19 protein-coding genes and 2 pseudogenes are annotated in these 26,055 nt (G+C 55.7%); 11 read left to right on the top strand and 10 right to left on the bottom strand.

What is annotated here, in order from left to right; all coding sequences use genetic code 11:
* Window positions 1-32 precede the first annotated feature (32 nt).
* The 3 genes from AC6I79_RS22430 (at window position 33) to AC6I79_RS22420 (ending at window position 4,470) form a co-directional block, all read left to right on the top strand.
* The gene (locus AC6I79_RS22430; protein WP_498027786.1) at window positions 33-251 is read left to right on the top strand and encodes a DUF7661 family protein; all 219 of its coding nucleotides are present in this window, start codon (window positions 33-35) and stop codon (window positions 249-251) included.
* 355 nt (window positions 252-606) lie between these two features.
* Complete coding sequence (locus tag AC6I79_RS22425) at window positions 607-2,982, top strand: AAA family ATPase (protein WP_211726756.1); 2,376 nt, start codon at window positions 607-609, stop codon at window positions 2,980-2,982.
* 195 nt (window positions 2,983-3,177) lie between these two features.
* A complete protein-coding gene (locus AC6I79_RS22420) occupies window positions 3,178-4,470 on the top strand; it encodes a ComEC/Rec2 family competence protein (RefSeq protein WP_159377641.1) in 1,293 nt (430 codons plus the stop codon).
* 171 nt (window positions 4,471-4,641) lie between these two features.
* On the opposite strand, the pseudogene AC6I79_RS22415 reads toward AC6I79_RS22420, so the two are convergent.
* Window positions 4,642-5,749 (bottom strand): annotated as a pseudogene (locus tag AC6I79_RS22415) (IS3 family transposase).
* A 364-nt stretch (window positions 5,750-6,113) separates the two neighbouring features.
* On the opposite strand from AC6I79_RS22415, the pseudogene AC6I79_RS22410 reads away from it, so the two are divergent.
* A pseudogene (locus AC6I79_RS22410) lies at window positions 6,114-6,182 on the top strand (DUF1543 domain-containing protein); the annotation flags it as partial.
* 850 nt (window positions 6,183-7,032) lie between these two features.
* Here AC6I79_RS22410 and blc read toward each other — a convergent pair.
* Window positions 7,033-7,563 (bottom strand): outer membrane lipoprotein Blc, encoded by a 531-nt coding sequence (gene blc / locus AC6I79_RS22405; protein ID WP_021508986.1) that lies wholly within the window; start codon window positions 7,561-7,563, stop codon window positions 7,033-7,035.
* A 98-nt stretch (window positions 7,564-7,661) separates the two neighbouring features.
* On the bottom strand, window positions 7,662-8,357 hold the full coding sequence (locus tag AC6I79_RS22400; protein WP_058775966.1) for a RipA family octameric membrane protein: 696 nt from the start codon (window positions 8,355-8,357) through the stop codon (window positions 7,662-7,664).
* Window positions 8,358-8,591: 234 nt separating this feature from the next.
* Here AC6I79_RS22400 and AC6I79_RS22395 point away from each other — a divergent pair, with 234 nt between their 5' ends.
* Window positions 8,592-9,455, top strand: a complete 864-nt coding sequence (locus tag AC6I79_RS22395; protein WP_421039560.1) for a substrate-binding domain-containing protein — start codon at window positions 8,592-8,594, stop codon at window positions 9,453-9,455.
* Between the two features lie 172 nt (window positions 9,456-9,627).
* On the top strand, window positions 9,628-11,055 hold the full coding sequence (locus tag AC6I79_RS22390) for an alpha,alpha-trehalose-phosphate synthase (UDP-forming) (RefSeq protein ID WP_498027785.1): 1,428 nt from the start codon (window positions 9,628-9,630) through the stop codon (window positions 11,053-11,055).
* Window positions 11,056-11,080: 25 nt separating this feature from the next.
* Here AC6I79_RS22390 and AC6I79_RS22385 read toward each other — a convergent pair whose 3' ends face one another.
* Both AC6I79_RS22385 and AC6I79_RS22380 read right to left on the bottom strand, forming a co-directional pair.
* Window positions 11,081-11,371, bottom strand: a complete 291-nt coding sequence (locus AC6I79_RS22385; protein ID WP_159377646.1) for a hypothetical protein — start codon at window positions 11,369-11,371, stop codon at window positions 11,081-11,083.
* A 392-nt stretch (window positions 11,372-11,763) separates the two neighbouring features.
* Window positions 11,764-12,663: a LysR family transcriptional regulator gene (locus tag AC6I79_RS22380; protein ID WP_159377647.1), complete on the bottom strand. Its 900-nt coding sequence runs from the start codon at window positions 12,661-12,663 to the stop codon at window positions 11,764-11,766.
* A 169-nt stretch (window positions 12,664-12,832) separates the two neighbouring features.
* Here AC6I79_RS22380 and mgrA point away from each other — a divergent pair, with 169 nt between their 5' ends.
* A complete protein-coding gene (gene mgrA / locus AC6I79_RS22375; protein ID WP_159377648.1) occupies window positions 12,833-13,867 on the top strand; it encodes an L-glyceraldehyde 3-phosphate reductase in 1,035 nt (344 codons plus the stop codon).
* A gap of 28 nt (window positions 13,868-13,895) precedes the next feature.
* Here the strand turns inward: mgrA and AC6I79_RS22370 are convergent, their stop codons facing one another.
* Window positions 13,896-14,867 (bottom strand): AraC family transcriptional regulator, encoded by a 972-nt coding sequence (locus tag AC6I79_RS22370; RefSeq protein WP_159377649.1) that lies wholly within the window; start codon window positions 14,865-14,867, stop codon window positions 13,896-13,898.
* A 69-nt stretch (window positions 14,868-14,936) separates the two neighbouring features.
* On the opposite strand from AC6I79_RS22370, the gene AC6I79_RS22365 reads away from it, so the two are divergent.
* The 3 genes from AC6I79_RS22365 (at window position 14,937) to AC6I79_RS22355 (ending at window position 18,802) form a co-directional block, all read left to right on the top strand.
* A complete protein-coding gene (locus AC6I79_RS22365; protein WP_159377650.1) occupies window positions 14,937-15,971 on the top strand; it encodes an SDR family oxidoreductase in 1,035 nt (344 codons plus the stop codon).
* A gap of 90 nt (window positions 15,972-16,061) precedes the next feature.
* On the top strand, window positions 16,062-17,261 hold the full coding sequence (locus AC6I79_RS22360; protein ID WP_159377651.1) for an FAD-dependent oxidoreductase: 1,200 nt from the start codon (window positions 16,062-16,064) through the stop codon (window positions 17,259-17,261).
* Between the two features lie 344 nt (window positions 17,262-17,605).
* The gene (locus tag AC6I79_RS22355; protein ID WP_159377652.1) at window positions 17,606-18,802 is read left to right on the top strand and encodes a cupin domain-containing protein; all 1,197 of its coding nucleotides are present in this window, start codon (window positions 17,606-17,608) and stop codon (window positions 18,800-18,802) included.
* 131 nt (window positions 18,803-18,933) lie between these two features.
* Here AC6I79_RS22355 and AC6I79_RS22350 read toward each other — a convergent pair whose 3' ends face one another.
* The 4 genes from AC6I79_RS22350 to AC6I79_RS22335 all read right to left on the bottom strand — a co-directional run bounded on the left by AC6I79_RS22350 (window position 18,934) and on the right by AC6I79_RS22335 (window position 25,129).
* Entirely contained in the window at window positions 18,934-22,014 is a 3,081-nt protein-coding gene (locus tag AC6I79_RS22350) for an efflux RND transporter permease subunit (protein ID WP_498027784.1), read from the bottom strand.
* On the bottom strand, window positions 21,998-23,167 hold the full coding sequence (locus AC6I79_RS22345; protein ID WP_159377654.1) for an efflux RND transporter periplasmic adaptor subunit: 1,170 nt from the start codon (window positions 23,165-23,167) through the stop codon (window positions 21,998-22,000). The genes AC6I79_RS22350 and AC6I79_RS22345 overlap by 17 nt, the downstream gene beginning before the upstream one ends.
* Before the next feature lie 97 nt (window positions 23,168-23,264).
* Window positions 23,265-24,437, bottom strand: a complete 1,173-nt coding sequence (locus AC6I79_RS22340) for a sensor histidine kinase (RefSeq protein WP_159377655.1) — start codon at window positions 24,435-24,437, stop codon at window positions 23,265-23,267.
* Window positions 24,434-25,129 carry a response regulator transcription factor gene (locus tag AC6I79_RS22335; protein WP_282996214.1) on the bottom strand — a complete coding sequence of 232 codons (696 nt, stop codon included), beginning with the start codon at window positions 25,127-25,129 and terminating at the stop codon, window positions 24,434-24,436. The genes AC6I79_RS22340 and AC6I79_RS22335 overlap by 4 nt, the downstream gene beginning before the upstream one ends.
* A gap of 125 nt (window positions 25,130-25,254) precedes the next feature.
* Between AC6I79_RS22335 and AC6I79_RS22330 the strand changes: the two genes are divergently transcribed.
* On the top strand, window positions 25,255-26,034 hold the full coding sequence (locus tag AC6I79_RS22330) for a MipA/OmpV family protein (protein WP_498027783.1): 780 nt from the start codon (window positions 25,255-25,257) through the stop codon (window positions 26,032-26,034).
* Window positions 26,035-26,055: the final 21 nt, after the last annotated feature.

The raw sequence follows: 26,055 nt of genomic DNA, 5'->3' as shown, positions 1-26,055 counted from the left end.
CAGAGTCTGATTGATGTCACAGGAGATTGAATATGTTGATTTATGACGATTTTGGCCGGCACATTGGCGTTCTGCGCAAGGATGATGGCTGGCAGGTATTTCGCGCCGACGTGACAGAAAGAAAATTCTCACGAATGTTTGATATCGCTATTCCAGATGATATGCCAGAAGACGAAATTGCAGGCTGGCTGGGTGATATCTTTCATGAAGCTGCAACTGAGCATCATCCTGATGTGAAACGCATCGAATAAAACCTGATTGTGTTGAGATGTTTGCCTTTGGCATAAAGCGGACGGTGCACAAGTCCATGTCCGCTTTGAGCGATCTGCGGACGTAGCCTTAAAAGGGGGAAGCCTTAAAATTAAGTGACACAATTTGCAGGAGCACTTATACCATCCCTGATCTGTAGAGTAGGTTAGACTGCACCAGTCCTAATCATCTTTATACTGCTGACCTTTACATCAATCACCATTCCATATATGTTTATCAAGCCAATAGCCTTCATATGATAGTAAAATGTTTAGGTAGTCGTTCAATTGCCTAGACCTTCAGAATTTTACTCAGCAGCGGCCAGTTTAGTGACGTTGCGTGCAGGGATGATCCGCTATGATAGAATCAATTAGTCTCTCCAACATCGCCACCTATCAGCCTGACAAATCAGAAGTTATTAACCTAAAAAAGGTCAATTTTATTTATGGAGCAAATGGGGCGGGTAAGACCACAATCAGTCGACTTATTGAGAAACCAAGCCTATCAATAGACTCCAGCATTACTTGGCTCAACAATACGCCAGTGCCAGCAATGATCTATAACAATGACTTCATCACTGCCAACTTTTCAGAATCCAAAGAGTTTCAGGGAGTATTTACACTTGGCAAGGCAGAAAAAGTTCAGCTCGATCGCCTCAAAGAACTTAAAGATGAAAGAAAGCGCCATGAACAGTTGAGAGCCAAGTTAATCATCTCGCTTGATGGGGAAGATGGAAAATCTGGAAAGAATGCTGAGTTGATTTCTTTGGAAGCAAAGTTAGTTGAACGATGCTGGGAACAGAAAGTTAAGCATGATAAATATTTTAAGGGGGCATTTACTGGTTCAAGGAATAATAAGGAAGCATTCAAAGCAAAGGTTCTTAAAGAACATGAGAATAACAAATACACCTTGGTTGATTTGGTTGATCTCAAGACTAGAGCTACGGTTTTATATGGTGACCAACCCTCGAAAATAGATCTTGTTTCGACCTTGGATTTATCACGGTTGATAGCATTCGAGAAAAACCCGATTCTGGTTAAAAAGGTGGTAGGTAAAGATGATGTCAGCATATCCGCGATTATTCAGCGGTTAGGTAATAGCGACTGGGTCAGACAGGGTATGAGATTTATAGAACATACGGATGAACAATGTCCGTTCTGTCAGCAGACCCTGCCCCATGACTTCGAGAAGGAACTTACTGATTACTTTGATGAGACTTTTGAAGCGGACTCTAAGGCGGTCTCTGCCCTGCGTAATAATTATTTCCAAATTGCTGAGGATCTTTTGGCTCAGGCATATGTTCTGTTGGCTTTGGATTGCAAAGAACTGGACAAGGAAAAACTTAACCCTAAGATTCAAGCACTGGATGCTGTTGTTCTTGTCAATAAAAGTCGGATGGACAATAAAGTTACCACGCCAAGTACTGAGGTTTTTCTTGAGGGGCTAGAAGATATTCAGGCGGATATTGCTGCTATTATTAATGCGGCGAACGCGAAAATATCCGAACAAAATCGCCTAGTTGCAAGCTTCACTAGTGAACAAATTAGGTTAACTGGGGAAGTATGGAAATATATTGTCGATGCTGAGTTAAAGAATACCTTGGCTGATTACACCACTGAGAAAAATAAATTACAAAAATCTATTTCGGGTATCACATTAAGCCGGGATAAAGCTACGAAAAGTATTAATGCTACTGATGTAGATATCGATAAGATTGAGGCGGAACTTACCAGCGTAAAACCTACAGTAATTGCTATAAATAGAATTTTAAAGAATTTTGGCTTTCTCAGCTTTTCTCTAGATCCTGCATGTATAGATAACTCTTATAGAATTATCCGGGCGGATGGGAAGGATGCCAAGCAAACATTGAGCGAAGGCGAGAAGACCTTCGTAACATTCCTTTATTTCTACCATCTGCTGAGAGGAAGTATTACGACGTCCGGTATCGCCACTGATCGGATCGTGATCATCGATGACCCTGTTTCTAGTCTTGATAGTGATGTATTGTTTATTGTGAGTAGTTTAATCAAGGAGCTCTTCGCCGAGGTTAGAAAGAGTGATAGCCATCTTAAACAAGTTGTGGTGCTTACCCACAATGTGCATTTCCATAAAGAAGTCACGTACGATCAACGTCGGAAGACCAATACTTCGCTTGCTGACGAGACATTTTGGATTGTCCGCAAACCTAATGAGTATTCAGTAATTGAGTTCCATTCAAGTAATCCAATCCGGAATTCTTATCAACTACTCTGGGCCGAGCTGAAAAGAACACCGGTGCCAGTCCTTACGTTGCAGAACACCATGCGTCGTATTTTGGAGAACTATTTCAAGATTTTGGGTGGTGTCGATACATACCATCTTGTCGACAAATTTGAGGGTATCGAAAAGATACAGTGTCAGTCTTTGATGAGTTGGGTAAATGATGGCTCGCATTACGCTCCGGATGAGCTTTATGTGGCCATTAGCGACAATATGGCAGCAAATTACCTGAAAATTTTCTTCAAGATATTCAAAGCAGCTAAGCATGATGCACATTACAAAATGATGATGGGCGATTCATATGTTGATCTTGATCCGGAAGATATCTCAGAGCAGCAGCCAATGACGGCTGTTGGCGAAGAAGGGAACACTGTATTTGATGGTGCCGCTGTAATAGAGACATCAGCCCTCGTACCGAATGCACACAAGTCTGTAATTGATCAGTCTGGATTCGAACAAGTGGTGCCGTTTTGAAGCCTTCTGCTGGCGAGTACTTCCAAGACAGAATGCATTGACTAGGTCAACCGTATGGATGTAATACTTTATATATCCATGATAAAGTTTCTACGCTTCTAATATAACATTTTTTCTGTTGCGCCTGTTAGCACTCTGGGCGTAATCCATATTTCTCTTGTATTAATCCTGAAATTATTTAAAGGAATAGCGCTGATGGTACACCAAGTGCGGAAATGCTTTCATGCGGTCGGGAATGGAACATTATTTACCGGGCAAATTTATGATAAAAACAGTCATGACAATTTTAACTGGATGTATGACTGCGGCTCAACCAGTAAAAAAACCGTGCTTAGCACAATAGCTGATCTGCCAAATTGGTTTGGAACACGCAATGTTATCGATATGTTAGTGATTTCCCATTTTGATAATGATCATGTTAATGGACTCGAAGCGCTGCTTCAGAAATATCATGTCAGACGGCTTGTTCTACCTTTTACTGAATGGCCGCAGAGTATTCGCGAAATCTCGGTGATGGGACCGAAAGGAATCTCTCCGTCAGTCGCTCTCTTAAAAATTAATCCTTCAAGGTGGTTAGAGCTCAATAATTTTATTGATAGAGTAGGTGAAATTCTGTTGGTTCAAGGGAATGGTGGTCCTGAAGAAACAGATAGTTCACCTGATAATCCTGATAACGATAGCCCTAAATGGAAGGAACATTCTGCGTTTGATCCTGAATCTGATACTCCAGATGAAAATACACCTCCGTTACTTGAGGGCAATCAAGAATTTCCGTCAGATAAGGTAGCCGCCGATAATGTCTTTTTTAAACTGAGAAACCACGCAGCGACAACGGCTATCAAAGTGGCAAAAATAAACCAAAGTCAGGCGGTATATTCTGCTAATAACTCCTTCGAGTTTATGTTTTATAATGCGGAAAAACCTTTCTCAGCACTTGGGCTTGTTTATGAATCAGGTGGTGACATGTATGCGAAAGTTTCAAAGATGCGTATGTCTGAAGTTAAAGATGACATTGAAGCGACGATCATTTCTCTCGGTTTACACCAAAAAATCACCAATTTACCAGTAAACTGGCGGCAAACGCTTAAGGATTTATATGAGACGCACTTCGGTAGTACTGGGGAAGCTAAGAATAATATTTCTTTATGCATGTATGCAGCACCACTGACAAAGCGCAGAGATTTTGGAACGCTATTTACTGGCGATATAAATCTGACGAGTGATGTGATTGAAGATATGAAAACCCATTTTGGACAACATCGCTGGTCATCACTCATCGGAGTACAGGTACCGCATCATGGGTCTCAACATTGCTGGGCTGCGGATAATGCCACACACTTTGATCTTGATAAAGTATGCTTTATCCAGTGTGCAACTCCAACAAAATATCATCCACATGATGTAGTCACCAAAGATTTAAATAAATACGGGTGTACAGTATGCTCAGCGAGTCGGACGAGTCCGGCCCATGCTTATTACTGTTATTGACTTCTGATTTGCCAGAATTTATAAATAAATTTTATAATGGGGTGTTTGGGATGATAGTCAATTCACCCTAGCTGACCGACCCCCAGTAATAGATACAACCTTCAGTTAGTAATGTCGGTTGATTGACCCTGACCCCGAATATGATCCATGCATAATCAGGAATAACCGGCTTCAGGGTGGTTGCTTATTCTGGCAACCGGCAGATTTTTCGGCGAATTCGGACTGGGTCATCCAGCCCAGTGCAGAATGGGGACAACTCTGGTTATAGTGTATGCGCCAGGCTTCGATTTTGCACCGGGCATCCTCCATGGACATAAACCCGTTCCCTTTCAGACACTCCTGACGCAGCCTGCCGTTGAATGTTTCTACCGTAGCATTATCTGTGGGCGTATCTAGCCTTGAGAAGTTAATCCGGATATCACGTTCGAACATCTTCTTATCCGGCATTTTTCCTGCAAATTCAGAGCTATTATCTGTTTTCAGGAATTGCGGTAATGGACGTCTCAACGCGATGATGTTCAGCATCTAAGCCACTTCTGAAAAGCGCAGGTTCTGGCCTGCGCAGATACCCAGACATTCGCGCGTACAGAGATCGATTACCGTCAGCAGGCGAAGCCGGCGACCGTCAAACAGCGCATCGGAGACAAAATCCATCCCCCATACGTGACTGGGATACAGCCCCTGCGGCTGGGATTGACGTTTCAGCGCAGATTTATTGCGGCGGGGGCGTTTTAGCCGCAGCGATAATCCCTGCTCGCGGTAAAGCTGGTAAATGCGCTTATGATTATCGCGCCAGCCTTACCGTTTCAGCATAACGTGCCCCCTGCGGTAGCCATAGTGGACGCGGGTTTCGGTTATCTCCCTGATGCGCAGTCTCAGCGCGCTGTCGTCTGCCACAACGGAGCGGTACCGGAACGAAATGCGGCTGATCTTCAGCGCAAAGCAAACCTGTCTTTCACTGGCACCGTAGCGGGTTGTAAGTCCCTGACCCACTCGCGCAGGCGTGCCAGCGTCAGCTCTTTTTCGCCAGCACGTCCTGCAGCATGGCCTTGTCGGGGCTCAGATCGGCAACCAGCTTCTTCAGGCGAAGCTTTTCCTCTTCAGGCTGCCGCATATGTTTCAGTTCTGAAGGAGAAATCTCGCCGTACTTTTTGCGCCAGGTGTGGAACGTGGCATCAGAAATGCCCGGTTTGCGGCAAACTTCCGGTACGGGCGTACCCAGATCAGCCTGCTTCAGGGCAAAGACAATCTGCTCTTCGGTGAATCGTGACTTTTTCATCGGCACAACCTCCGTTCAGGGGAGTGAATATCATGCCGGAATTCTGTTTCTGAATGGAGCAGGATTTCGGGGCAGGGTCACCTTCTTTCCACAGTTTATTGCCGTAACGCAGGATTTCACTACCCGTATTCTGACGTTGTGTCTGGTTTGGGTGATTTTCGACTTCGCCATACTCACGCTCTATATTCTGACGGTGAAAAGATGGATGTCTGCCAGACATGGTCGAAAAATTGAAATGACGTCGTCGCTTTTTGCTTGCCGTGCCGGGATGTGGGATCGTTTATAACGTCATTGAGTTAACGTACAGCCGGCATTTATGGAGGGATGACAGTACGGGGAACACGAAGCATCTTTACGTTTTTATCTGGGCGGCAACGCGGGAAAGACAAATATTAAAGTGCATGATATCCAGTTCGTGGCGGCCAGCTATCCGGGAATAATCTGTCTCTGATATACCTGCCTGACACCTGAACAATGTCCGCTTCTGCCACAAAGCAGGCATTCACAGTAACTCCACATATCCAGAGGCTAAGACTACCGGGCAATGCGCAGTCAGTTCATTGTATTCTGCATATCAAAACGCTCTGGTTGAGCATGCTTTCCGGCGGCTGTGCAATAAAGAATAGGGCGGCTTCGGGCCTTTGGCGGTGCCAGCCTGCTGCTGACGCTTAGAGAGTGACTGAAACCGTACATGACGGGGAAATAACTAACACGCTGGCCCGAACATGCACTTACCCCGGCAACACGCCAGCGAATTAAGCGCCGGTTACCGTCGGCTGATGTACCTTCATCGAATCATGCTTGCCTGGATTGCACTCCTGAGTGGTACCAGGGAGATAAAATTTTCCGCCCGCATCAGGATCGGTGCCGCCGGGACATCCCGGCCTGCCGGCAGAGCCATCAGTATTACCCCCATCTGAGCCGTTTCCACCGTCAGCGCCGGATTCTCCCGCATAGCCGCCGTTTCCTCCCTGACCTCCGGCTCCTCCCTGTCCAGCGCTGACAGAGCAGGCAAACAGTGCCAAAAAGCAGGCCAGAAAATACTTACTCATTGGTTAGCCTCTCGATTCGTAACGGGCAGCTCAGGCTGCCGCTGCGGGTAATACTCACGAAGAGATACACTACCATCCGTTTTATCTCTGCTGACTTAACAGATCATCAACACCCGTTTTTCAATAAAAAGTAAGGCCGTCAATTTACGCAATGCCTGTTACTGACCTTACTCTGATTACTGCCAGCGTAATCACTGACGCCCGCGCGGGAGTCACTGGCGCTGCACCCTCTTATCGTGACTGATTAACCCAAATCAGTTGATCGGTTGCGAAGCCCAGTCGCTGGGCATAGGCGAGATAACGCTGTTTGACCTCAGCCGGAATGGTGGGCTGACGCGACAGAATCCACAGATACCCCCGGTTCGGCCCGGCGACCAGTGCATACTGATAATCTTCATCCAGCGCGATCACGTTATAACCGCCATAAAAAGGCCCGAAGAACGAGACCTTCAGCGCGGCGACGTCAGGTTTGCCGGTGAAGTAAGCTTTGCCTTCGCTCTCGCTCCACGCTTTTTTCTCCGGATCGTAACCGCGATTCAGCACGCTGATACCACCGTCGCTGCGTTTGCCGTAGGTGGCGGTCACATGATCTTTACCGCGTTCGAAACGGTGATCGAGTCGGGCAATTTCATACCAGGTACCGAGATAGCGATCGGCATTGAAGTGGGTGATGGGCTGCACCCCTTTAGGTGGCGTCGGGGATTTACAGGCGACCAGGGTAACAGACAGCGCCGTAATGGCGACTAACGGCCAGATTTTCATCGCAACTCCTTTATATCTCTCAAAATCCTGTCTGAAGTATAGATAAGGATAGCGAAACCGGCGCGGCGCAAAACCTTACGCCGCTGCCGGTCTGTCGATTAACGGCGTTTCTCAACCTCATCTTCTGGCGGAATCACCGGCTCATCGATAGCGATTGATTTGCCGGATTTCAGCAGCTGAATATCCAGAATCACGTAGGTCATAGTGGTAATAAACAGCGAGATGACACTGCCAATCACGCCGCTGGTGGTGAAGGTGAAGTAGTTGTACATCACCACCCAGGTGAGGCAGATAAACATTGCCAGCGCCACGGTAATCGCCGACTGCGAGTAATGCGTGGTGCGCGCCCCCATTTCATTAATCTGCAGACTCAGGTTGCAGCCGCTGTATTTTTCCAGCAGCACGATAGTGTGATCCCAGTTGTGCAGGCGGCGTGCGCTGCCGCGCGCGGCGAACAGAAACAGCAGCGAAAGGAACAGACCAGAAAAGGCGATCAGGACCGGTACCGCTTCCAGCGCATAGGCAATGCTTTTATGGCTCGACGCTTGTGCGACCGCGCTCAAATCCAGCGTCAGCGAGCAGCCCAGTGCGCCATACAGGAACACAAACAGCAGCAGATAGAGCGCGTTGCGTTTCCAGTCGAGCTCTGCTTCATGATTTCTCTGTAATCGCGCATCCTGCAACGCCTGTTGCAGGCGCAGTTGTTCGTCAGACGTGGAATCGATACTGGCGATCTCTTCGCCCAGTAAGCGGTGAATAAAAGGCTGATCGGCCTGATCGAGGGTGATGCGCATAAATTTTCCGCTAGCAAAATATTCGTGGCGTCAGTGTAACGTAAAACGAAGCTCACCGGGCGTCCGGTGCAGCGGCTGCGCATTTTGCCGCCATCAACACGCACCGGGTGAAGGGGGAGAGCAGCAATCCTTCGCATCTACCAATTGGCGATATCTGATTATTCGGGTAACGTGGAATTTCATACTCATATGTCAAAATTTTTCCCGTACCCTATGTAGCAGGAGAGGTCAGTTATGTCCGTCCATTCGCCGCTCATCGGCATCGTCAGCGATGATGTCAGTCATCCGCACAGTATGCACATGCTCAAAGAAGTTACGCGTCAGCTCAGTGCGCGTGATCTGCTGCCGGTGCTGCTGTGCGCCGCCACGCGCGAGGATTTTCAGGCCGCGCTGCGGAACGCGGCGTCGCTGCCGCTGGGTGGGCTGCTGTTCCTGAGCTCGCCGTGTCGGGATGCGCAGGAGATCGCCGCGCACCTGCTGCCGTCGCTGCGCGCGGTGCATCTGTGCCCGAACGACAGCGCGGGCGCTGATGTGGTGATTGCGGATGCGTATCACGCCGGGCAGCAGCTTGGCGCACTGCTGCTATCGCAGGGGCACCAGCGTTTGGGCGCTATGCTGGTGCAGGCAAGTGACACGCCGCCGCGCCAGGTGCAGGGGTTTATTGCCAGCCTGCAGGCGGAAGATAAGACGCTGCACGCAGCAATGCACGCCGGTGCCCTTCACCGTGAGCAGGCTTATCAGGCGATGATGGCTTATCTGAAGAAAACCCGTGCGGCAGAACGCATCAATGCATTGATGTGCGAATACGACGAGCTGGCCTTTGGCGCACTGCAGGCCGTGCGCGACTTCGGTCAGGGCGCGCATATCGCCGTAGTGGGCTTTGATGATGCTGACGAGGCGCGCGGCTCCACATGGCACCTGAGCAGCTGGGCACCGCGCCGTGATTTACTGGTGACGGAAGCCCTGAACCGGCTGCTGGATCAGCGTCCGGACCACAGCCGCGCCTGGCAGCAGGGTGAGCTGCAGGTGCGCCATTCGCATCACGGCAAATATGTGCCTGGCGAAATGTCGCAGTGCGGCTGCGCCATCCGTCACTGATCGCTGCAAGCCTTTCCCCTTTGGCGCCGGGCTGATTTCCACACACTGGCGCTGATCTTTGCCGGATTTTTATATCCGCACAGGTTTTCTTTACGCCTTTTTTATATTGCCGGCGGTTAAATCAGCGCAGCAGGCGGCACTGTGGCGCGCCTTAACCTTAAAGGGAAATATCATGCCCGGCACTATTCTGGTCACACATAATCAGCATCAGTCTTCCACGCTGGCAGCCATTTACGATCGCCTGATGGCGCGACGCGGTGGCCTCTGGGTCTGCTGGGATGGACAACGTACCGTCGCTGCGCAGGAAGCGGCGCGCACGCTTAGCTTTCAGCAGGGTAATGAATACGACAGGTTGCAGTTTGCGCTGACGCGCGCAGAATACGAAGAGGGCTATCACGGCTACATACATCAGGGGTTGTGGCCGGTGTTTCACCAGCGTCCGGACCTGGCACGTTTCACCAGCGCCAGCTTCCAGGCCTATCGCCAGCTGAATGCGGCTTATGCCCACGCCATCGCCGAATATGCCATGCCGGACGATGTTGTCTGGCTGCAGGATTATCACTTCATCCCAACGGTGAAAATGCTGCGTGATACCGGCTTAACTAACCGCATCGGTTTGTTTTTACATCAGCCGTTTCCGTCCGGTCAGCTGTTTGAAGCGATCCCTGACTGGCGCAGCCTGGCAGAATCGCTGCTGTGCTGTGACCTGATTGGCTTCCAGACCGGGCAGGATATGAATAACTTTCTGCTGTGGCTGGAGAGCGAGTTTCGCGCTGAACGCTTAGGCAGGAACCGTCTGCGCGTACACGGTCACATTATCACCACCGGCGTGTTTCCGGTCGGGATCGATCTGGCTGAGGTTCAGGCGTTACTTGATAGCAACAGCTGCCAGTACATGGAACAGCAGAGCCGCGAACATTTGCCGGTCAACACGGTGCTGAGCGGCGGTCATCTCGACGACAGCGCAGGTCTGCCGTATCGCATCAGCGCGCTGGAAGTGCTGCTGCGCCATCATCCCGACTATGCGGGCAACATGATGTTATTGCAGCTGGCTTCTGCTGCCAGCGGTCACCCGCACCGGCAGCAGGCAATCAGCCACAATCTGGAAAATCTGTGCGGTGAGGTTAATGGCGTGCACGGTATGCTCAACTGGTATCCGGTCAGCTATCTCAACCACGATTATCGCCGTGAGGAGCTGGCCGGACTGTATCGCGCGGCGCGGGTGGCGCTGGTGACGCCACTGATGGCGGGCATGAGCCTGATGGCGAAAATGTATGCTGCGCTGCAGGATCCCGCGAATCCCGGCGTGCTGATTCTGTCACAGTTCGCGGGTGCGGCCGAACAGATGGATGGCGGGCTGATCGTTAATCCTTACGATCCTGATGCGATGGCGGATGCCATCCATACGGCGTTGCGGCTGCCACTCAGCGACCGTCAGAACCGTCATGCGCGATTGCTGACTAATCTGCACCGCTATGATTGTCACTGGTGGGCCGACAGCTTCCTCGCCCTGTTAATGGATGAGCAGCAGCCGGAGAGTGTGCAGCTGTGTAGCCGTCACCTGTCGGGCGCAGGCATAAGCGGGAGGTTACGTTATTGATAAGCAGACAGGGGGCAGAGCGGGGCTAATGTCGGGTGTTCTTGCCCGTATTATCACGGTTGCGAAAAATATGGGTCACGTTATCGCTACCTTTTAACGCCACTGCTTCGCCCTGAGGCGCACTTTTGCTGTTCTGCACTTCAGCAATCGCATAGCGAAACGCGCGCTGGCGGGCCGGATCGGTTTCTGAGGCCGCCATCGCGCGCAGTTTTTCCAGCAGCGCGAAAGTGGTTACCGGTCCGGCTTGTTTTAACAATTGCAGCACGGCATCGCCCATGACAATGTCGGCCAGTTTTTCATCTTCACTTCTATACATAAAAGCTCTCAGTATCCGCGTTGCGTTTAGCATTGCCTGGTGCAGGTAAACCAAAGCCTAATCAACGACTGATAGTGTCGCTCTACCGGTGTCGGAAATGTGTGACCTGCTGAGCGAAATTTTTCCCCGACAGCACCCTTAAACTTATACAACAAAAGCGCTTCTGTACAGGCGGGAGTGCGAGTGGCACGGGTTTTTAGCCACATAATCCTTGACAAACAGTGACTTGAATCAGATATCAATAGCGGTGCGCATTAATGCGCACCCTACATTGAGGGTGCAATCTCCCGGTAGGGTCGCCATTGATGGCGACCGTATCATGCCTGGCAGTCGATTCGTTAACACATAACAAGCGCTGCCGCCGTCATCCTGCACCGTTACCCGCCCCGGCGCTAATCGCTGCTGCCCAGAATATCCATAAACTCCTGCACTGGCCGGTCGTAGACGTTCATACTGCCGGGACGATCGCTGAGCCAGGCCACAGCCAGTTCCCAGCACACATCAACGTCGCTGATGCGGCAATAATGCAGCGTCGTGCTGCGCGCTTTCACTACCTGTTCGGGCAGCAGGGCAATGCCCATATTGCGCTCAACCAGACTCAGCAGGGTTTCCAGATCGCTGACTTCAAACGTCACTTTGCGGCTCAGCCCCTGCAGGGCAAAACTGTTGTCATTCACCTTGCGCGTGCCCTGGCCGGCTTCGAAATCGATAAACGACTGCTGCGCCAGTTGTGCCATGGTGACGTCCGACTGCATCGCGGTGAATCCGGCATAATCGGCGGCGAACGCTACCACGATTTCATCGCAGGCGATGATGCGCGACGACAGCCGGTCGGAGACTTCCTCCACCGGCATAATCGCCAGATCGATCTGCTGATTGTGCACTTTTGCATTGAGCTTCGCTGATGATCCCTGGCACAGCTTGACGTCAAAATCCGGAAAGCGACGAATAAAGGTTTCCAGTAATTGCGGCAGATCGATAAAGGGCGGCACGCTTTGCACCGTGCCAATCGACAGGGTTCCGGTCTTAAGCGCCACGATCGCCGCCACTTCCTGCGACGCTTTTTCGACAAAGGCGCCGATGGTTCTGGCGTAATCGAGAAACACTTTCCCGGCCATGGTCAGGCGCACCTGGCGAGTGGAGCGGATAAAAAGCGGCGTGCCCAGTTCCTCCTCCAGCTGTTTGATCGAGGTGGACAAGGCCGATTGCACAATATGCATACTCTGTGCGGCGCGGGTGAAATTTTCATGTTCCGCCACGGCGATAAAGTGCCGCATCTGGCGCAATTCCATCAGTTATCTCCATAAAAGATGAATTTAATCACAATAATGAATTTTACAGATTAACGATACGCGGTAAAAATTTGTCCGGCAATCGCCTGTTCGCCGCGCGGTTTTGCAGGAAGGCAGAACAATGTCTTCTGTGCACCTGTACGGCGGCATTTAATGAGAGGAATCTGTTATGAGTTATGTTGCATCGCCAGCGCGTTATCAGACCAACATGCAGTACCGTAAAACCGGCAAAAGTGGCCTGGTGCTGCCGCTGATCTCGCTGGGGCTATGGCAGAATTTTGGCGGCGTTGACGTATTTGAAACCGGCAGAGCGATCCTGCGCCACGCGTTTGATAACGGCATTACCCATTTCGACCTGGCTAATAACTACGGTCCGCCAGCGGGATCGGCTGAAGAGAACTTTGGTCGCTGGCTGGCGCAGGATTTTGCCCCATATCGTGATGAACTGATTATCTCCAGCAAAGCGGGCTGGGATATGTGGCCGGGTCCGTATGGTGGCCCGACCGGCACCCGTAAGCATCTGATTGCCAGCTGTGATAACAGCCTGCGCCGCATGGGGCTGGATTATGTCGATATCTTCTACAGCCATCGCGTTGATCCGAATACACCGCTGGAAGAAACCATGGGCGCGCTGGTACAGTTGCATCGTCAGGGTAAGGCGCTGTATGTCGGCATCTCTTCCCATTCGCCAGAGCTGACGCGTCAGGCCGCTGCGATTCTGGCCGATGAGAAAGTGCCGCTGTTTATTCATCAGCCCAATTACTCGATGCTAAACCGCACTATTGAGCAGGGGCTGCTCGATACGCTGGCGGAGCTCGGCAGCGGTTGCATCGCCTTTTCACCGCTGGCACAGGGCATGCTGACCAGTAAATACCTCAACGGCGTACCGCAGGGCGCGCGCGCCGGCGGCAGCGATCCGCGTCTTTCTGCCATGCTCAGCGAAGAGAACCTGGCAAAAATTCGTGCGCTTAACGCGATTGCTGAAGCGCGCGGTCAGACGCTGGCGCAGATGGCGATCGCCTGGGCGCTGCGTGATGAGCGGGTCACTTCTGCGCTGATTGGTGCCCGCACGGTTGATCAGTTGAGTGATTCCCTGCGCGCGCTGGACAACCTGACCTTTACGGCACAGGAGCTGGCGGACATTGATCGCTACGCCACCGAAGGCGGAGTGGATATGTGGCGCGTCTCTTCACAAATTAAGTAAAGCCCGGCGCCGCGCAACGCGGCGCGCTTTATCGCTGCGCCTGCTGTAACCGCACGGCGCGGCGAAATGCATTGGGTGACTGACCCGTTTCACGCTTAAAAGCATGGCTGAAGGCGCTCTCTGAGGCGTAACCCAGCGTCTGCGCTACCACGGCCACCGCCTCATTTTCCTCCTGCAACGCACGCTCTGCCAGCCGCATGCGCCACGCCGTCAGATAGGCTATTGGCGTGATGCCAACCACCTGACGAAAATACTGGGCAAAACGGGTGCGCGACATGGCACAGGCACGCGCCAGTTCGTCCAGATGCCAGTTGCGTGCCGGTTCGCCATGCAGCCGCTGTAACGCCGGTGCCAATCGCGCATCGCTCAGCGCCCGCAGCCAGCTGGCGGGCAGTGCGCTGCTGGTTTGCAAATGCGCCCGCAGAATCTGGATGAACAGTAGTTGTGCCAGCTGGGCCGTTGCCAGCTGCGATCCCGGCTGGACATGCTGGCCTTCCTGCACCAGTTGATCCAGCACCCAGCGGAATGACGCCGCCTGCGGTGACGCCGCCGGCACCTGAATCCAGGGAGGTAATACGTGGGTCAGTAAACGACCACTGGCAGGATCAAGCAGTACATGGCCACCGATATGGACAAAATCATCACCGCTGCCAATCGGCGCATGGCCTTTTCCTGCGCCATAAAACACGCTCATGGCGTCAACCGGCGGCTCGTCCGGATGGCTGGCCAGCACGAAGGCGCGTTTAGCGCTCAGCAAGCCGACGTCGCCGGTGGCAAAGTGGAACGGTTCAGGTTCGCCCTCCAGTATGACCCAGCAACTGCCTTTGATAATGGCGAAGAATTTAATTTTGTCTGGCGCAGGGAAACGCAGCGCCCAGCGTCCGCCCGCGGTAAAACCGCCGGTCAGCAGTGATTCGGCGCGAACGAATCGCAGAATGTCGGAAAAGGGATCAAGGCTCATTTCTGTACTATCACGCAAGTAAACTGCATTGACAAGCATTCAAAATCCGCCATCCGCCGCTTAACGTAGAGCGCGTCGAATGAACGATGCTTGTGATGAGGAAGAAAAATGAGTAATGAAAAGGTTCTGGTTACCGGCGGCAGCGGGTTTATCGCTCAGTACTGCATTATTGCGCTGCTGCAGCAGGGCTATCAGGTGCGAACCACCTTACGTGATGCCGAACGTGAAGCTGAAGTCAGGGCGCATCTGTTGCAGGCCGGGGTGGACGCAGGCGAGGCGCTGCAATTTGTCGTTGCCGATTTAACGGCAGACGCGGGCTGGGAAGACGCGGTGGCGGGCTGTCGCTTCGTGCTGCATGGCGCTTCTCCCACCCCGACCGGCAACCAGGTAAGCGAAGCTGACTGGGTGAATCCGGCGATTGAAGGAAATCTGCGCGTATTGCGCGCCGCGCGCGATGCAGGCGTTAAACGTGTGGTGCTGACCTCGGCGTTTGGCGCGGTCGGTATCGGACATCCAGCGGACTATCCGCGCCCCTTTACCGAGCGCGACTGGAGCGATGTCAGCGGCGATGTGTGGCCGTATCAGAAATCGAAAACCCTGGCGGAACGCGCCGCCTGGCAGTTTATCGCTGAGCAGGGTAACGGTCTGGAACTGGCCACGGTGAACCCGGTGTCGGTGCTGGGACCGGTGCTGGGTGCCGACTATTCACATTCGATTCGGATTGTGAAGGAGCTACTGGAGGGGCAGCCAGGCTGTCCTGACATCAACTCATGTTTTGTTGATGTGCGTGACGTGGCCAGTCTGCACGTGCTGGCGATGACCCACGCCGCCGCGCAGGGGCAGCGCTTCCTCGCCAGTTCGGGGCACAGCCTGCCGCTTATTGAGGTGGCGCGCACGCTCAAAACCCATCTGGCAGCAGAAGCAGAGAAAGTTTCGCTGCAGCCAATGAGTGACGCCATGGTGCGGGCGGCGGCAGCGCAAAATCCGCTGATGACGGGAATGGTAAAACTGCTGGGCGTTGATATGAACGTCAGCGCCGCTAAAGCTGGCTGGCTGCTGAACTGGCACCCGCGCAGTCCGCAGGAGGCCATTCTTGCCACCGCGCGCAGCCTGATTGCGCTGGGGCTGGTAGCAAACCACTAGTCTGACTGCGGCATTTATCATCACCCTGGTGACGCGCAGATGCTATATAAATGATAACAATTATCATATATAGCGATTGATGAGGACATCATGCCGTCTCCACAGGTGATAAACGCCGACTGCTGTATCGTCGGCGGCGGTCCGGCCGGCTTAATGCTGGCCTATTTACTGACGCGCGCCGGCCTGCGCGCGGTCGTGATTGAGAAGCACGCCGATTTTCTGCGCGATTTTCGCGGCGACACCATTCATCCCTCAACCCTGGAGATCATGCACCAGCTGGGTCTGCTCGACGCGCTGCTGGCGCTGCCGCATCAGCGCGCGGAGAAGTTACAGGCGGAAGTAGGCGGGCAGGAGATCACCATGGCCGATTTCTCCCGTCTGCCGTTGCGCTGCCGTTTTATTGCCTTCATGCCGCAGTGGGACTTCCTCACTTTCCTCGCCGCCCAGGCGGCGCACTATCCCGGTTTCACGCTGCTGCAATCCACCGGTTTTGACGATTTTCTTCATCAGGATGGCGTAATCGCAGGCGTGAAAACGTTACAAGGTCACGAAATTCACGCGCCGCTGGTAATAGGCGCTGATGGCCGTCGCTCGGCGGTGCGGCAGAAAGCCGGGCTGGTGGGTAAAAGCTTCGGTGCTCCACGCGATGTGGTGTGGTTCCGGCTGGATAAACAGCCGGACGACCCTGAGCTGGGGATGGGCCACAAGGGGCCGAAGCAAAACTTCATTGTCATTGACCGCGGCGAATACTGGCAGTGTGGATTCACCATTCAGAAAGGCGAATTCGAGGCGCTGAAGCAGGCCGGGCTCGACGCGCTGAAAAACCGCATGGCAGAGGTTGCGCCGTTCAGCGTGGCGCGCATGGCGCAGCTGCAGGAGTGGCAGCAGCTGAGTCTGTTATCCATCCGTATCGATCGGCTGGACAAATGGATGAAGCCCGGCGTGCTGTGCATTGGCGATGCCGCACATGCGATGTCACCGATTGGCGGCGTGGGCGTGAACCTGGCGATTCAGGACGCGGTGGCCGCCGCCAATTATCTGACGCGGCCGTTGCAAAACGGCACGCTCACGCTGCGCGATTTGGAGAACGTGCAGCGGCGGCGGCAGTTTCCGACCGTGGCGACGCAATTCCTGCAGATCAAAATGAGCAGCGGCAAGCGCCCGCGTACCACGCCCAGTAAGGTTCCGCAGCTCATCAGCCGCTATCCGTTTTTACGCCATCTGTTTGGCCGATTGATTGGCATGGGTTTCCGCCCGGAACGGCCACGTCTCGCCGGAGAAAAAACGTAGCCGGGTAATTATTGCAATTGCGATGCTTTTGTAACATTAAATTAACTTTTTCGACGGGCTATCATTAAAAAAATTGCTTAATCGGAGAGGGGGTTTAATCACTTTGTGCCTTATTTGTCGACTGATATAACCTGAACGTCAACGCGATCTCAACGAAGCGTAAATGGCGTGAGGCTGGTGAAGAGCGGGATTACGCGATGATAAAGGTTTTCTATTGATTTCAGCGGTGACACAAGGTTGGCGGAAGCCACAGTTTGATTATGGTTAAGGGGCATGACACAAACCATAAGAAACTGAGGAAGACAGCAGGTATGAAACTGGAAAACTTATCTCGCAGAAGCTTTATGGCCTTCGCGGCTGGTGGCACCGTGGCGCTGGCGGCCGGCAAGGTCCATGCCCACGACGGCAAGGTGGCGACTTATCCGGCGAATGATCCCAACCATCCGCGCGATCCTGGCCCGCACGATCCGGTGCGCGAAGCACTGAATCCGGATCTGGTCGATCCGCCAGCAACCGACAGCGGCACGTTACCCAACCTGCGCTTTTCGTTTAGCGATGCGCACGTGCGCAAGGGCAGCGGTGGCTGGACGCGCCAGGTGACGCAGCGCGAACTGGGCATTTCCACCACCATTGCTGGCGTCGATATGCGGCTGGATAAGGGGGGCATCCGCGAACTGCACTGGCACAAAGAGGGCGAGTGGGCCTACATGCTGTACGGCAATGCGCGCATCACCGCGCTGGATACCGCAGGTGGCTGGTTTGTCGATGACGTCGGCGTGGGCGATTTATGGTATTTCCCGCCGGGCGTGCCGCACTCAATTCAGGGCCTCGGGCCGGACGGCTGCGAATTCCTGCTGGCCTTCGACAACGGCAATTTCGATGAAGACAGTACCTTTCTGCTCAGCGACTGGTTCAAACATATCCCGCCCGAAGTGCTGGCAAAAAACTTTGGCGTGCCGGCTGAGGTGTTTAACACGCTGCCCTCGCCGGAAGAGGAGTACATCTTTGCCGGGCAGGCCCCGGACGGCGCGGCGGCTTCGGCGGTGAGCGGCGGGGTGAAATCGAAGCAGGTCTTCTCGCATAAAATGCTGGCGCAGAGGCCGTTGACGCTGCCGGGCGGCACGGTACGCATTACTGATTCCAGTAATTTTACGGTATCGAAAACCATCGCCGCCGCGCTGGTGGAACTGGCTCCCGGCGCGATGCGCGAACTGCACTGGCATCCCAATAACGACGAATGGCAATACTATCTGGAAGGTCAGGGGCGGATGGGCGTGTTTGCCTCGTCGGGTCAGGCGCGTACGTTTGACTTCCGCGCCGGTGATGTCGGCTATGTGCCCTTTGCCATGGGTCACTATATCGAAAACACGGGTGACAAGCCGCTGCGCTTTCTGGAACTGTTTAAAAGCGATTATTACGCGGATATTTCGCTCAACCAGTGGCTGGCCAGCACGCCGCCGGCGCTGGTGCGTCAGCATCTGCATCTCAGCGACACCTTCATGAATGCGCTGCAGCAGGAGAAGCATCCGGTAGTGAAATAGCCCGTGGCCACGCGCAGCCGGTGCTGCGCGTTCTCTCCTGATACTGTCCACATCTGGCGTGCATATCCCGCCCGGAACCCTGTGGATAAACCTTTCGTTGCCCCGTGCCAGCAGGGCTGACCAGCAGGCGGTTACTTTCTGAACGGCCGCCAGCGCAGCGATTTCAGTTTGTCCCGACGGGCTGCTGCCTGCATCACCAGACTCATCGCCGCGGGTAAAACCGTGAGCGTCACCAGCGTCGCCACTAACAGCCCACCGATAATCGCCAGCGCCATCGGTCCCCAGAAAACCTGACGCGAGATGGGGATCATACCGAGAATCGCGGCGCTGGCGGTGAGCACGATCGGCCGGGCGCGGTGTTCTGCCGCAGCCGCAATGGCGGCATCCGGCGGCATACCTGCATCAACGTTGTTATCTGCCTCGCTGATCAGGATCACCGCGTTGCGGATGATCATGCCAGCCAGAGCAATAACACCCAGCAGCGCCACAAAGCCCATCGGTGTGCCGGTCGGCAGCATGGCCAGCACAATGCCCGGCAGACCAAAGGGCGCCATCAGCAGGGCTAGCAGCATGCGGGAAATCCGCCGCAGTTGTAACATCAGCAGCAGCAGCATGCAGAGCAGCGTGACCGGCAGGATAGCGATCACCGACTGGTTGCCCTTGTCAGACTCTGCTACCGCCCCGTCCTCGTTCAGGCGGTAACCGGCCGGCAAGCTGGCCCTGAAGGTGGCAATCAGCGGCGTGAGGGCGGCTGAGACGGCTTCCGCGCGCAAACCCGGCGCCGTATCGGTCTGGACGGTGATAAACGGCAGGCGCTGGCGTCGCCAGATAACGGGATCCTCCAGCCCCCACTGCGGTGTTGCGACCTGCGTCAGCGGAATTTTTGCGCCCGACGGCGCAGTTAGCAGCAATCCGGACAGGCTGCTCAGGTCATGGCGCGCCGCAGCGTTGCCCTGTAGCACCACATCAATCAGCCGGTTGCGATCGTGTACCGTGGTGATCAGCGTTCCTGACCAGAGCGTATGCAGATACTGAGCAATCAGGTCAGAAGAGAGGCCGGCTGCGCGCGCTGCCGTCTGATTCACCTGCAAGGTGATAACGCGTTCGGGCTCACCGGCGGTTTGATTGACGTCACGCGTCAGCGCTGAGCTGCCGAGCGCGGCGGCCAGCCGCTCTGCCAGCTGCTGCACCTGGCGATAATCCGGACCGCTGATGCGATAACGAATCGGCCAGCCTACCGGCGGACCGAGCTCGAGCGGCGCGACGCGGGTGGTGATGTCGCTGAAATCCCGGGCAAGCACCGCATCCAGTGAGCGCTGCAGTCGTTCACGGGCGGCCAGGCTTTTGGCCACGACCACCAGCTGAGCGCTGTTTTCATCGTCCAGCAGCACATCCATGGGCAGGTAGAAGCGTATCGCACCGGTGCCGACGTAAGACGAGTAGTGGTCAACATCCCGGCTGGCGGAGACAATCTGCTCAAGGCGTTGCACCTGACGCAGGGTGGCCTGCTGCGACGCGCTGGCAGGTAGCGCCAGGCTCACCAGCAGCTCCGGCCGATCGGAGGCCGGGAAAAACTCGCCCTGCATATACGTGGTGCCGACGCCGGCCAGCAATAGCGCCAGCAACGCCATCGCCAGCGTCAGCATGCGGTGGCGCAGCACGCTGCTCAGCAGGCGGCGATAGAACTGGCTGAGGCGCCCGTTTCCGGCGCGGTGCTGCTTTAGCGTGGCCGGCAACAGCCAGCTGCCGGTCAGCGGTGAAAACAGCACCGCCACCAGCCATGAGCTGATGAGCGCCATCAGCACCACCGCAAACAGGGTATAGCAATATTCGCCCGCGCTGGATGCGGCAAAGCCGACCGGAATAAAACCGGCAATCATCACCAGCGTACCGGTCAGCATCGGGAAGGCGGTGGTACTGAACGCCCAGGTCGCTGCGCCGGTGCGGGAATCGCCGGCCTCCAGCCGCGCCACCATGGTTTCCACCGTGATCATCGCATCGTCCACCAGCAGGCCCAGCGCCACGATTAGTGCCCCCAGCGAGATGCGCTGCAGGCCGATACCGGCCAGATGCATGCCGATAAACGTCATGGCGAGCACCAGCGGGATCGCCGCCGCGACCACCAGGCCGGCGCGCAGTCCCAGCGAGACAAACGAAACCGCCAGCACGATGATCACTGCCTCGCCCAGCACATCGACAAATCCGCTGACCGCCTGTTGTACCACCGCTGACTGATCGGCGATGCGCGTCATCTCAATGCCGTGCGGCAGCTGGCTGGCTTCGCTCTCCATACGCGCCCGCAGTGCGCGACCAAAATCCAGCATGTTGCCGGTGGCGGCCATCGACACGGCCAGTCCAATGGCCGGCTGGCCGTTAACGCGAAAAAGCGGAGCAGGCGGCTCGGCGGGCCGGCGCGTGATGGTGGCTATCGCCGTCAGCGGAACATAGCGATCGTTAACGCGCAGCGTAACCGCCCGCAGGCTCGCCTCGCTGTTGAACGCGCCGCTGACGCGCAGGGTGATGTTATCGGTAGCGGTGCGCACATTGCCCGCCGGTTCGACGACGTTCTGCGCCCGTAGCGCCTCTGCTACCTGCTGCAAATCCAGCCCCATAGCGGACAGCTGGCGCGGGGAAAAGGCCACCACCAGCTGCTCTTCCTGCTCGCCCAGTAGCTGGATCTTACCCACATCCGGCAGACTCATCAGATCGCGGCGGATGTCGTCCACCCGGTCCCGCAGCTCACGCGGAGAAAAACCGTCAGCGGTGAAGCCGTAAATCGTGCCAAAGGTATCGTCAAACTCATCGTTGACCGCCGGGCCCTGCACACCCTGCGGCAAAGCCGGGGTCACATCCTGCATTTTTTTACGCACCTGGTACCAGATGCCGGCCACCTGTGCGGGCGGGGTGTCGTCACGCAGATTGACGAAAATGACCGTGCGGCCAGCGTGCGTTTCACTCTGCACATAATCCAGCCAGGGAATTTCCTGCAGCTTTTTCTCCAGTGGATCGGTGACCAGTCTGACCGTATCGTTGATGTCGGCACCTGGCCACTGCGCAGACACCACCGCAGTTTTGATGGTGAACGCCGGATCTTCGTTGCGCGAGAGTTTTTCATAGCTGACGATGCCTGCTGCCACAATCAGCAGCATAAGAAAGGCCATCAGCTGCTGCTGCTTCAGCGCCCAGGCAGAAAGATTAAACGCCGGTTTCATGCTGATCCTCCTGGCTGCCGGCAACGCGTTCACCGTCACGCAGGCTTCTGACGCCCGCCGTGATCACCCGATCGCCCGGCATGATCCCGGCGCGAATCCATACCGCATCTGCCGTGTAGCCGGCAATCTCGACCGTGCGCCGGATAACGCAGTTTTTCACCGGGTCGAGAATAAATACCGCCGGCTGGCCGGCCTGGCGGGTGAGCGCGGTGGCCGGAATCGCCATCACCGCATCCGCCGTCGTGTCGGCCAGCGGCAGGGTGACGGCGACGCTGGCACCCAGCACCATCTCCGCGGGAGGATTGTCCAGTGTGATGCGCACCCGCCAGCTACGTGTCTGGGCGTCGGCCTGCGGACTGACGTCACGCAGGTGCGCTTCGGCTATCACGGACGGATTCTGCAATAGCGCAACGCGGAAGCGGGCACTGGCCCGGCGATCGAGGGTTTCAGGTGTGGCAACGTCAAATACCACGTCACGGCCTGTGCCGGTCGCAACGGTAAACACCGTCTGCCCGGCGCTGACCACCTGACCGGCTGCGGCGCTGACGCCCGTCACCACGCCATCCTCAGGCGCGGTAAGGTGGGTCCAGCGCAGGCTATCCTGCGCATTTTTCAATGCCGCTTCACTGCTCTGCCGCCGCGCCAGCGCAGCCTGCCAGTCGGCGCTGGCGCTATCGAGCTGAGCACGGGCAATTGCCCCGGACGGCATCAGCAGGCGCATGCGGTGCAGATTGAGGGCCGCCACCTTTTCGGCCGCGCGGCTGCTGTTCAGCTCCGCCTGTGCGCTCGCCAGCTGATTCAGCGCGCCGGGACTGTCAAGCACGGCGAGCGTCTCTCCCTGCCTGAAGCGGCTGCCGACATCGGCGCTGCGCGTCAGAATCCGCCCCTCCAGCCTGAAACTGAGCGAGGTTTCATCGTGCGCGCGGATCTCGCCGGTCAGGGTTTGCTGCCCGGCGGGCGTGGGCGGGCCAACCGTGATGAACTTTACCGGACGCGGTGGCGGCGGCGTGGGTGAACGCTTGCGGTCACAGCCGGTCAGCAGCAGGGCCGTCAGCAGCAGACAGGGCAGCAGCGGCAGCAGGGAAACCAGGTGGCGCGGATTAAGCAGGTGGCGCACACCCTGTTTGATCAGGCAGGGAAGCTCGTCGGTCATGGCGCAATTCCTTTATCGGTATTTGCGCCATTACACCGTGCGATTATCAAGAATCCGGCGATGTTCCATCAAGAGCGTGTCAAGAAGGGCAACAACGTCAGGCGTTGCGCGGCAACAAAATCTGTACCTGCAAGCCTCCCGTTGCCGGCAGCGTGGCATTAATCGTGCCGCCGTGCGCCTGGCAAATCGCCCGCGCAATCGACAGGCCCAGCCCGCTGCCGCCCGAGTGGCGGGCGCGTGACGCCTCACCGCGCGCAAAGCGCTCAAACATCAACGCCAGAAACGCCGCAGGAACGCCCGGGCCGCTGTCCTGCACGATGATTTCGTAATGATCAACGGTGTTGCGCGTGCGCAGCTGCAGCTGGCTGCCGCTTCCGGCATAGCGCAGGGCGTTTTCCAGCAGGATGGTGAAAACCTGCCCGAGACGGAACGGATCGACCGGCAGTAATGTCTCCTCAGCCAGCGTTACCCCGGTGCTGATGCGTGCTTCATCCAGCTGCGGTTTGATCCATTGTAAGCGCTCGCGCAGGATATCGGCCGGGTTGCAGCGGACTTTCTCCAGCGTGAGCTGGCCGGCATCCGCCAGTGACAGCAGATGCAGCTCATCGATCAGCCGGTGCAGACAACTGAGCTGCGCCATGATCAGGGCGAGCTGACGTGAATCAGCGCTGAATACGCCATCAAGCAGCGCCTGCAGACGCACCATGGCGGCGTTGAGCGGCGACCGCAGCTCATGCGCCATGGCGACATGCGACGTACGCAGCTCTTTGTCGTAACGCGCCAGCTGGCGCGTCATCGCGTTGAAGTTGTGCGCGAACTGCGCCAGTTCGGCGGGCGCTGCCGGTGTTAACGCCGCCTGCGCACCGAAGTCGCCTGCGGTCACCTGGTCTGCCGCCCGTCTGAGCTGACTGAACTGCGCAGAAAGCGGGCGCGCGTGGCGCAGCCCGAAATAGGCAATAAACGGAATGGTCACCAGCACCAGGATGCCGACGGTGATCCAGTCCGAGGAAGCAATGGACGGATCGGAGTAGCGTATGCCCCACCAGCTATCAATGATCTGGTGAAAGCGCGCGGGATCGCGTTCCGGATGCGCACGCAGGGCGAGAAATTCACGCAGAACCGCCGGCGGCATATGGTGCGTGATCCACAGGTACTGCACCGTGAAGCGCAGCCACATGCACAAAGCAATCAGTACCACGGTACCGATAGCCAGCGTCAGAATGCGCAGACAAAGCCAGCGCCAGAGCGTTTGTGGAGATTTTTCTGTCATGGCTGGCGGAACCGATAGCCTACGCCGCGCACGTTGAGCAGCACGCCCGCCACACCGGCCGCTTCCAGCTTTTTGCGCAGGTTATATACGTGGGTATCAATCACCCGCTCCAGCGCGTCGCTGTCCGGCATACACTGCTCCAGCAAAAACGGGCGGCTCAGCGCGCGCACCGGTGCGCGCATCAGCGTGACCAGCAGCGTGAATTCGGTTGGCGTGGTATCAACGCAAAGCACGTTACCCGAGGCCTGCGTGACGGTAACCGTCATCGCGCCGCTGTTCACCTCCAGCCCCTGCCAGCGCAGGATCTCTTCCTGCGGCGTTTTTACCGCGCTGCGCCGCAGCACTGCCTGCACGCGTGCCACCACTTCGCCGGGATGATAAGGCTTGACCACATAATCATCCGCGCCGTAGCGCAGGGCACCGATGCGATCGGGCGTATCGCCCATGGCCGTGACCATAATCACCGGCACCTCGCTGCTGCGCCGGAGTTTTGCCAGCACCTCGGTGCCGTTCAGGCCGGGCAGCATCACATCAAGCAAAATCAGATCGGGCTGCCAGCGCAGGGCCAGCTCAAGTCCGTTCAGGCCATCAGCGGCAACACGCACCGCATAATTTTCCCGTAGCAGATAGGCCTCCAGCACCTCAGCCGCGTCAGCGTCGTCCTCAATAATCAGGATATTTTTGGTCTGCATAACTCACCTTGACAGTTTCTTCATAAATCCCTGGCTGTTTGTTGACACAGCCCCGGGATACTTCGGCTTCGCGCTGCGGCTGCCCGGGCAAGGGGCGGTAAACGGACCGATAAAGAGGTGACACGATGATAACCAGAAAAACGCTGATGTACATGACCCATCTGCTACTCATGATTTCCGCTGCCGCCAGGGCGGATGGTGACGCACAGACCAGCCTGACGCTCGGCGCGGGGGCGCAATTCGCGCCACGCTACAGCGGATCGAATAAAACACGGCTGCAGCCGGTACCAATTTTCCAGGCCAGAGACGGCGCATTTTTTGCTGATGCCCAGAAAGGCATTGGTTATGACCTGCAGAGCGACAGCGGGGTTTATCTGGAACACACGCTGGGTTATGGCCTTGGCAGAAGCGATAAAGATTCAACGTGGCGGGACGGCGCCAGCCGGCTGCAAGGTATGGGAAACATCAATGCGACGGTGAACACTGCACTGGCGCTGGGCTGGCAGCTTACGCCGTGGCTGAGCGCAGAGGGCAAAGCGGTGCTGCCGCTTAGCGATGATCAGGGCGTGAACTATCAGGCATCCGTTACGCTGGTGCCCGTCCAGCGCGACAGCGATAGCGTTGCACTGCAGACGGCGGCGCTGTTTGGCGATGCGCGTTATATGAATACCTGGTATGGCGTGAGCGATGTCCAGAGCAGGCGCAGCCGGTTTTCACGCTACGATGCCGGCGGCGGCTTCTACGGTGTTGCGACTACGCTCACCTGGAGCCACCAGTTTGATGCCCACTGGGGCACGCTGGTCAGCGCCGGTTACAGCTGGCTGGGCGATCGCGCCGCGGACAGCCCAATCGTGTCCCGGCGCGATCAGGTCACCGGCACGGTCGGCTTTAGCTACACCTTCTGAGAAACGTTTTCGGTGGCTGCA

Source organism: gamma proteobacterium symbiont of Scutellera amethystina, assembly GCF_059730845.1.
The sequence above is the reverse complement of the archived record's forward strand: the minus strand, read 5'-3'. Positions and strand labels throughout refer to the sequence as shown.

Excerpts from the sequence above, each read along its gene's own strand:
- AC6I79_RS22430 (WP_498027786.1), top strand. The coding sequence starts at position 33 with ATGTTGATTTATGACGATTTTGGCCGGCACATTGGCGTTCTGCGCAAG.
- AC6I79_RS22425 (WP_211726756.1), top strand. The coding sequence starts at position 607 with ATGATAGAATCAATTAGTCTCTCCAACATCGCCACCTATCAGCCTGAC.
- AC6I79_RS22420 (WP_159377641.1), top strand. The coding sequence starts at position 3,178 with ATGGTACACCAAGTGCGGAAATGCTTTCATGCGGTCGGGAATGGAACA.
- blc (WP_021508986.1), bottom strand. The coding sequence starts at position 7,563 with ATGAAAATCTGGCCGTTAGTCGCCATTACGGCGCTGTCTGTTACCCTG.
- AC6I79_RS22400 (WP_058775966.1), bottom strand. The coding sequence starts at position 8,357 with ATGCGCATCACCCTCGATCAGGCCGATCAGCCTTTTATTCACCGCTTA.
- AC6I79_RS22395 (WP_421039560.1), top strand. The coding sequence starts at position 8,592 with ATGTCCGTCCATTCGCCGCTCATCGGCATCGTCAGCGATGATGTCAGT.
- AC6I79_RS22390 (WP_498027785.1), top strand. The coding sequence starts at position 9,628 with ATGCCCGGCACTATTCTGGTCACACATAATCAGCATCAGTCTTCCACG.
- AC6I79_RS22385 (WP_159377646.1), bottom strand. The coding sequence starts at position 11,371 with ATGTATAGAAGTGAAGATGAAAAACTGGCCGACATTGTCATGGGCGAT.
- AC6I79_RS22380 (WP_159377647.1), bottom strand. The coding sequence starts at position 12,663 with ATGGAATTGCGCCAGATGCGGCACTTTATCGCCGTGGCGGAACATGAA.
- mgrA (WP_159377648.1), top strand. The coding sequence starts at position 12,833 with ATGAGTTATGTTGCATCGCCAGCGCGTTATCAGACCAACATGCAGTAC.
- AC6I79_RS22370 (WP_159377649.1), bottom strand. The coding sequence starts at position 14,867 with ATGCTTGTCAATGCAGTTTACTTGCGTGATAGTACAGAAATGAGCCTT.
- AC6I79_RS22365 (WP_159377650.1), top strand. The coding sequence starts at position 14,937 with ATGAGTAATGAAAAGGTTCTGGTTACCGGCGGCAGCGGGTTTATCGCT.
- AC6I79_RS22360 (WP_159377651.1), top strand. The coding sequence starts at position 16,062 with ATGCCGTCTCCACAGGTGATAAACGCCGACTGCTGTATCGTCGGCGGC.
- AC6I79_RS22355 (WP_159377652.1), top strand. The coding sequence starts at position 17,606 with ATGGCCTTCGCGGCTGGTGGCACCGTGGCGCTGGCGGCCGGCAAGGTC.
- AC6I79_RS22350 (WP_498027784.1), bottom strand. The coding sequence starts at position 22,014 with ATGAAACCGGCGTTTAATCTTTCTGCCTGGGCGCTGAAGCAGCAGCAG.
- AC6I79_RS22345 (WP_159377654.1), bottom strand. The coding sequence starts at position 23,167 with ATGACCGACGAGCTTCCCTGCCTGATCAAACAGGGTGTGCGCCACCTG.
- AC6I79_RS22340 (WP_159377655.1), bottom strand. The coding sequence starts at position 24,437 with ATGACAGAAAAATCTCCACAAACGCTCTGGCGCTGGCTTTGTCTGCGC.
- AC6I79_RS22335 (WP_282996214.1), bottom strand. The coding sequence starts at position 25,129 with ATGCAGACCAAAAATATCCTGATTATTGAGGACGACGCTGACGCGGCT.
- AC6I79_RS22330 (WP_498027783.1), top strand. The coding sequence starts at position 25,255 with ATGATAACCAGAAAAACGCTGATGTACATGACCCATCTGCTACTCATG.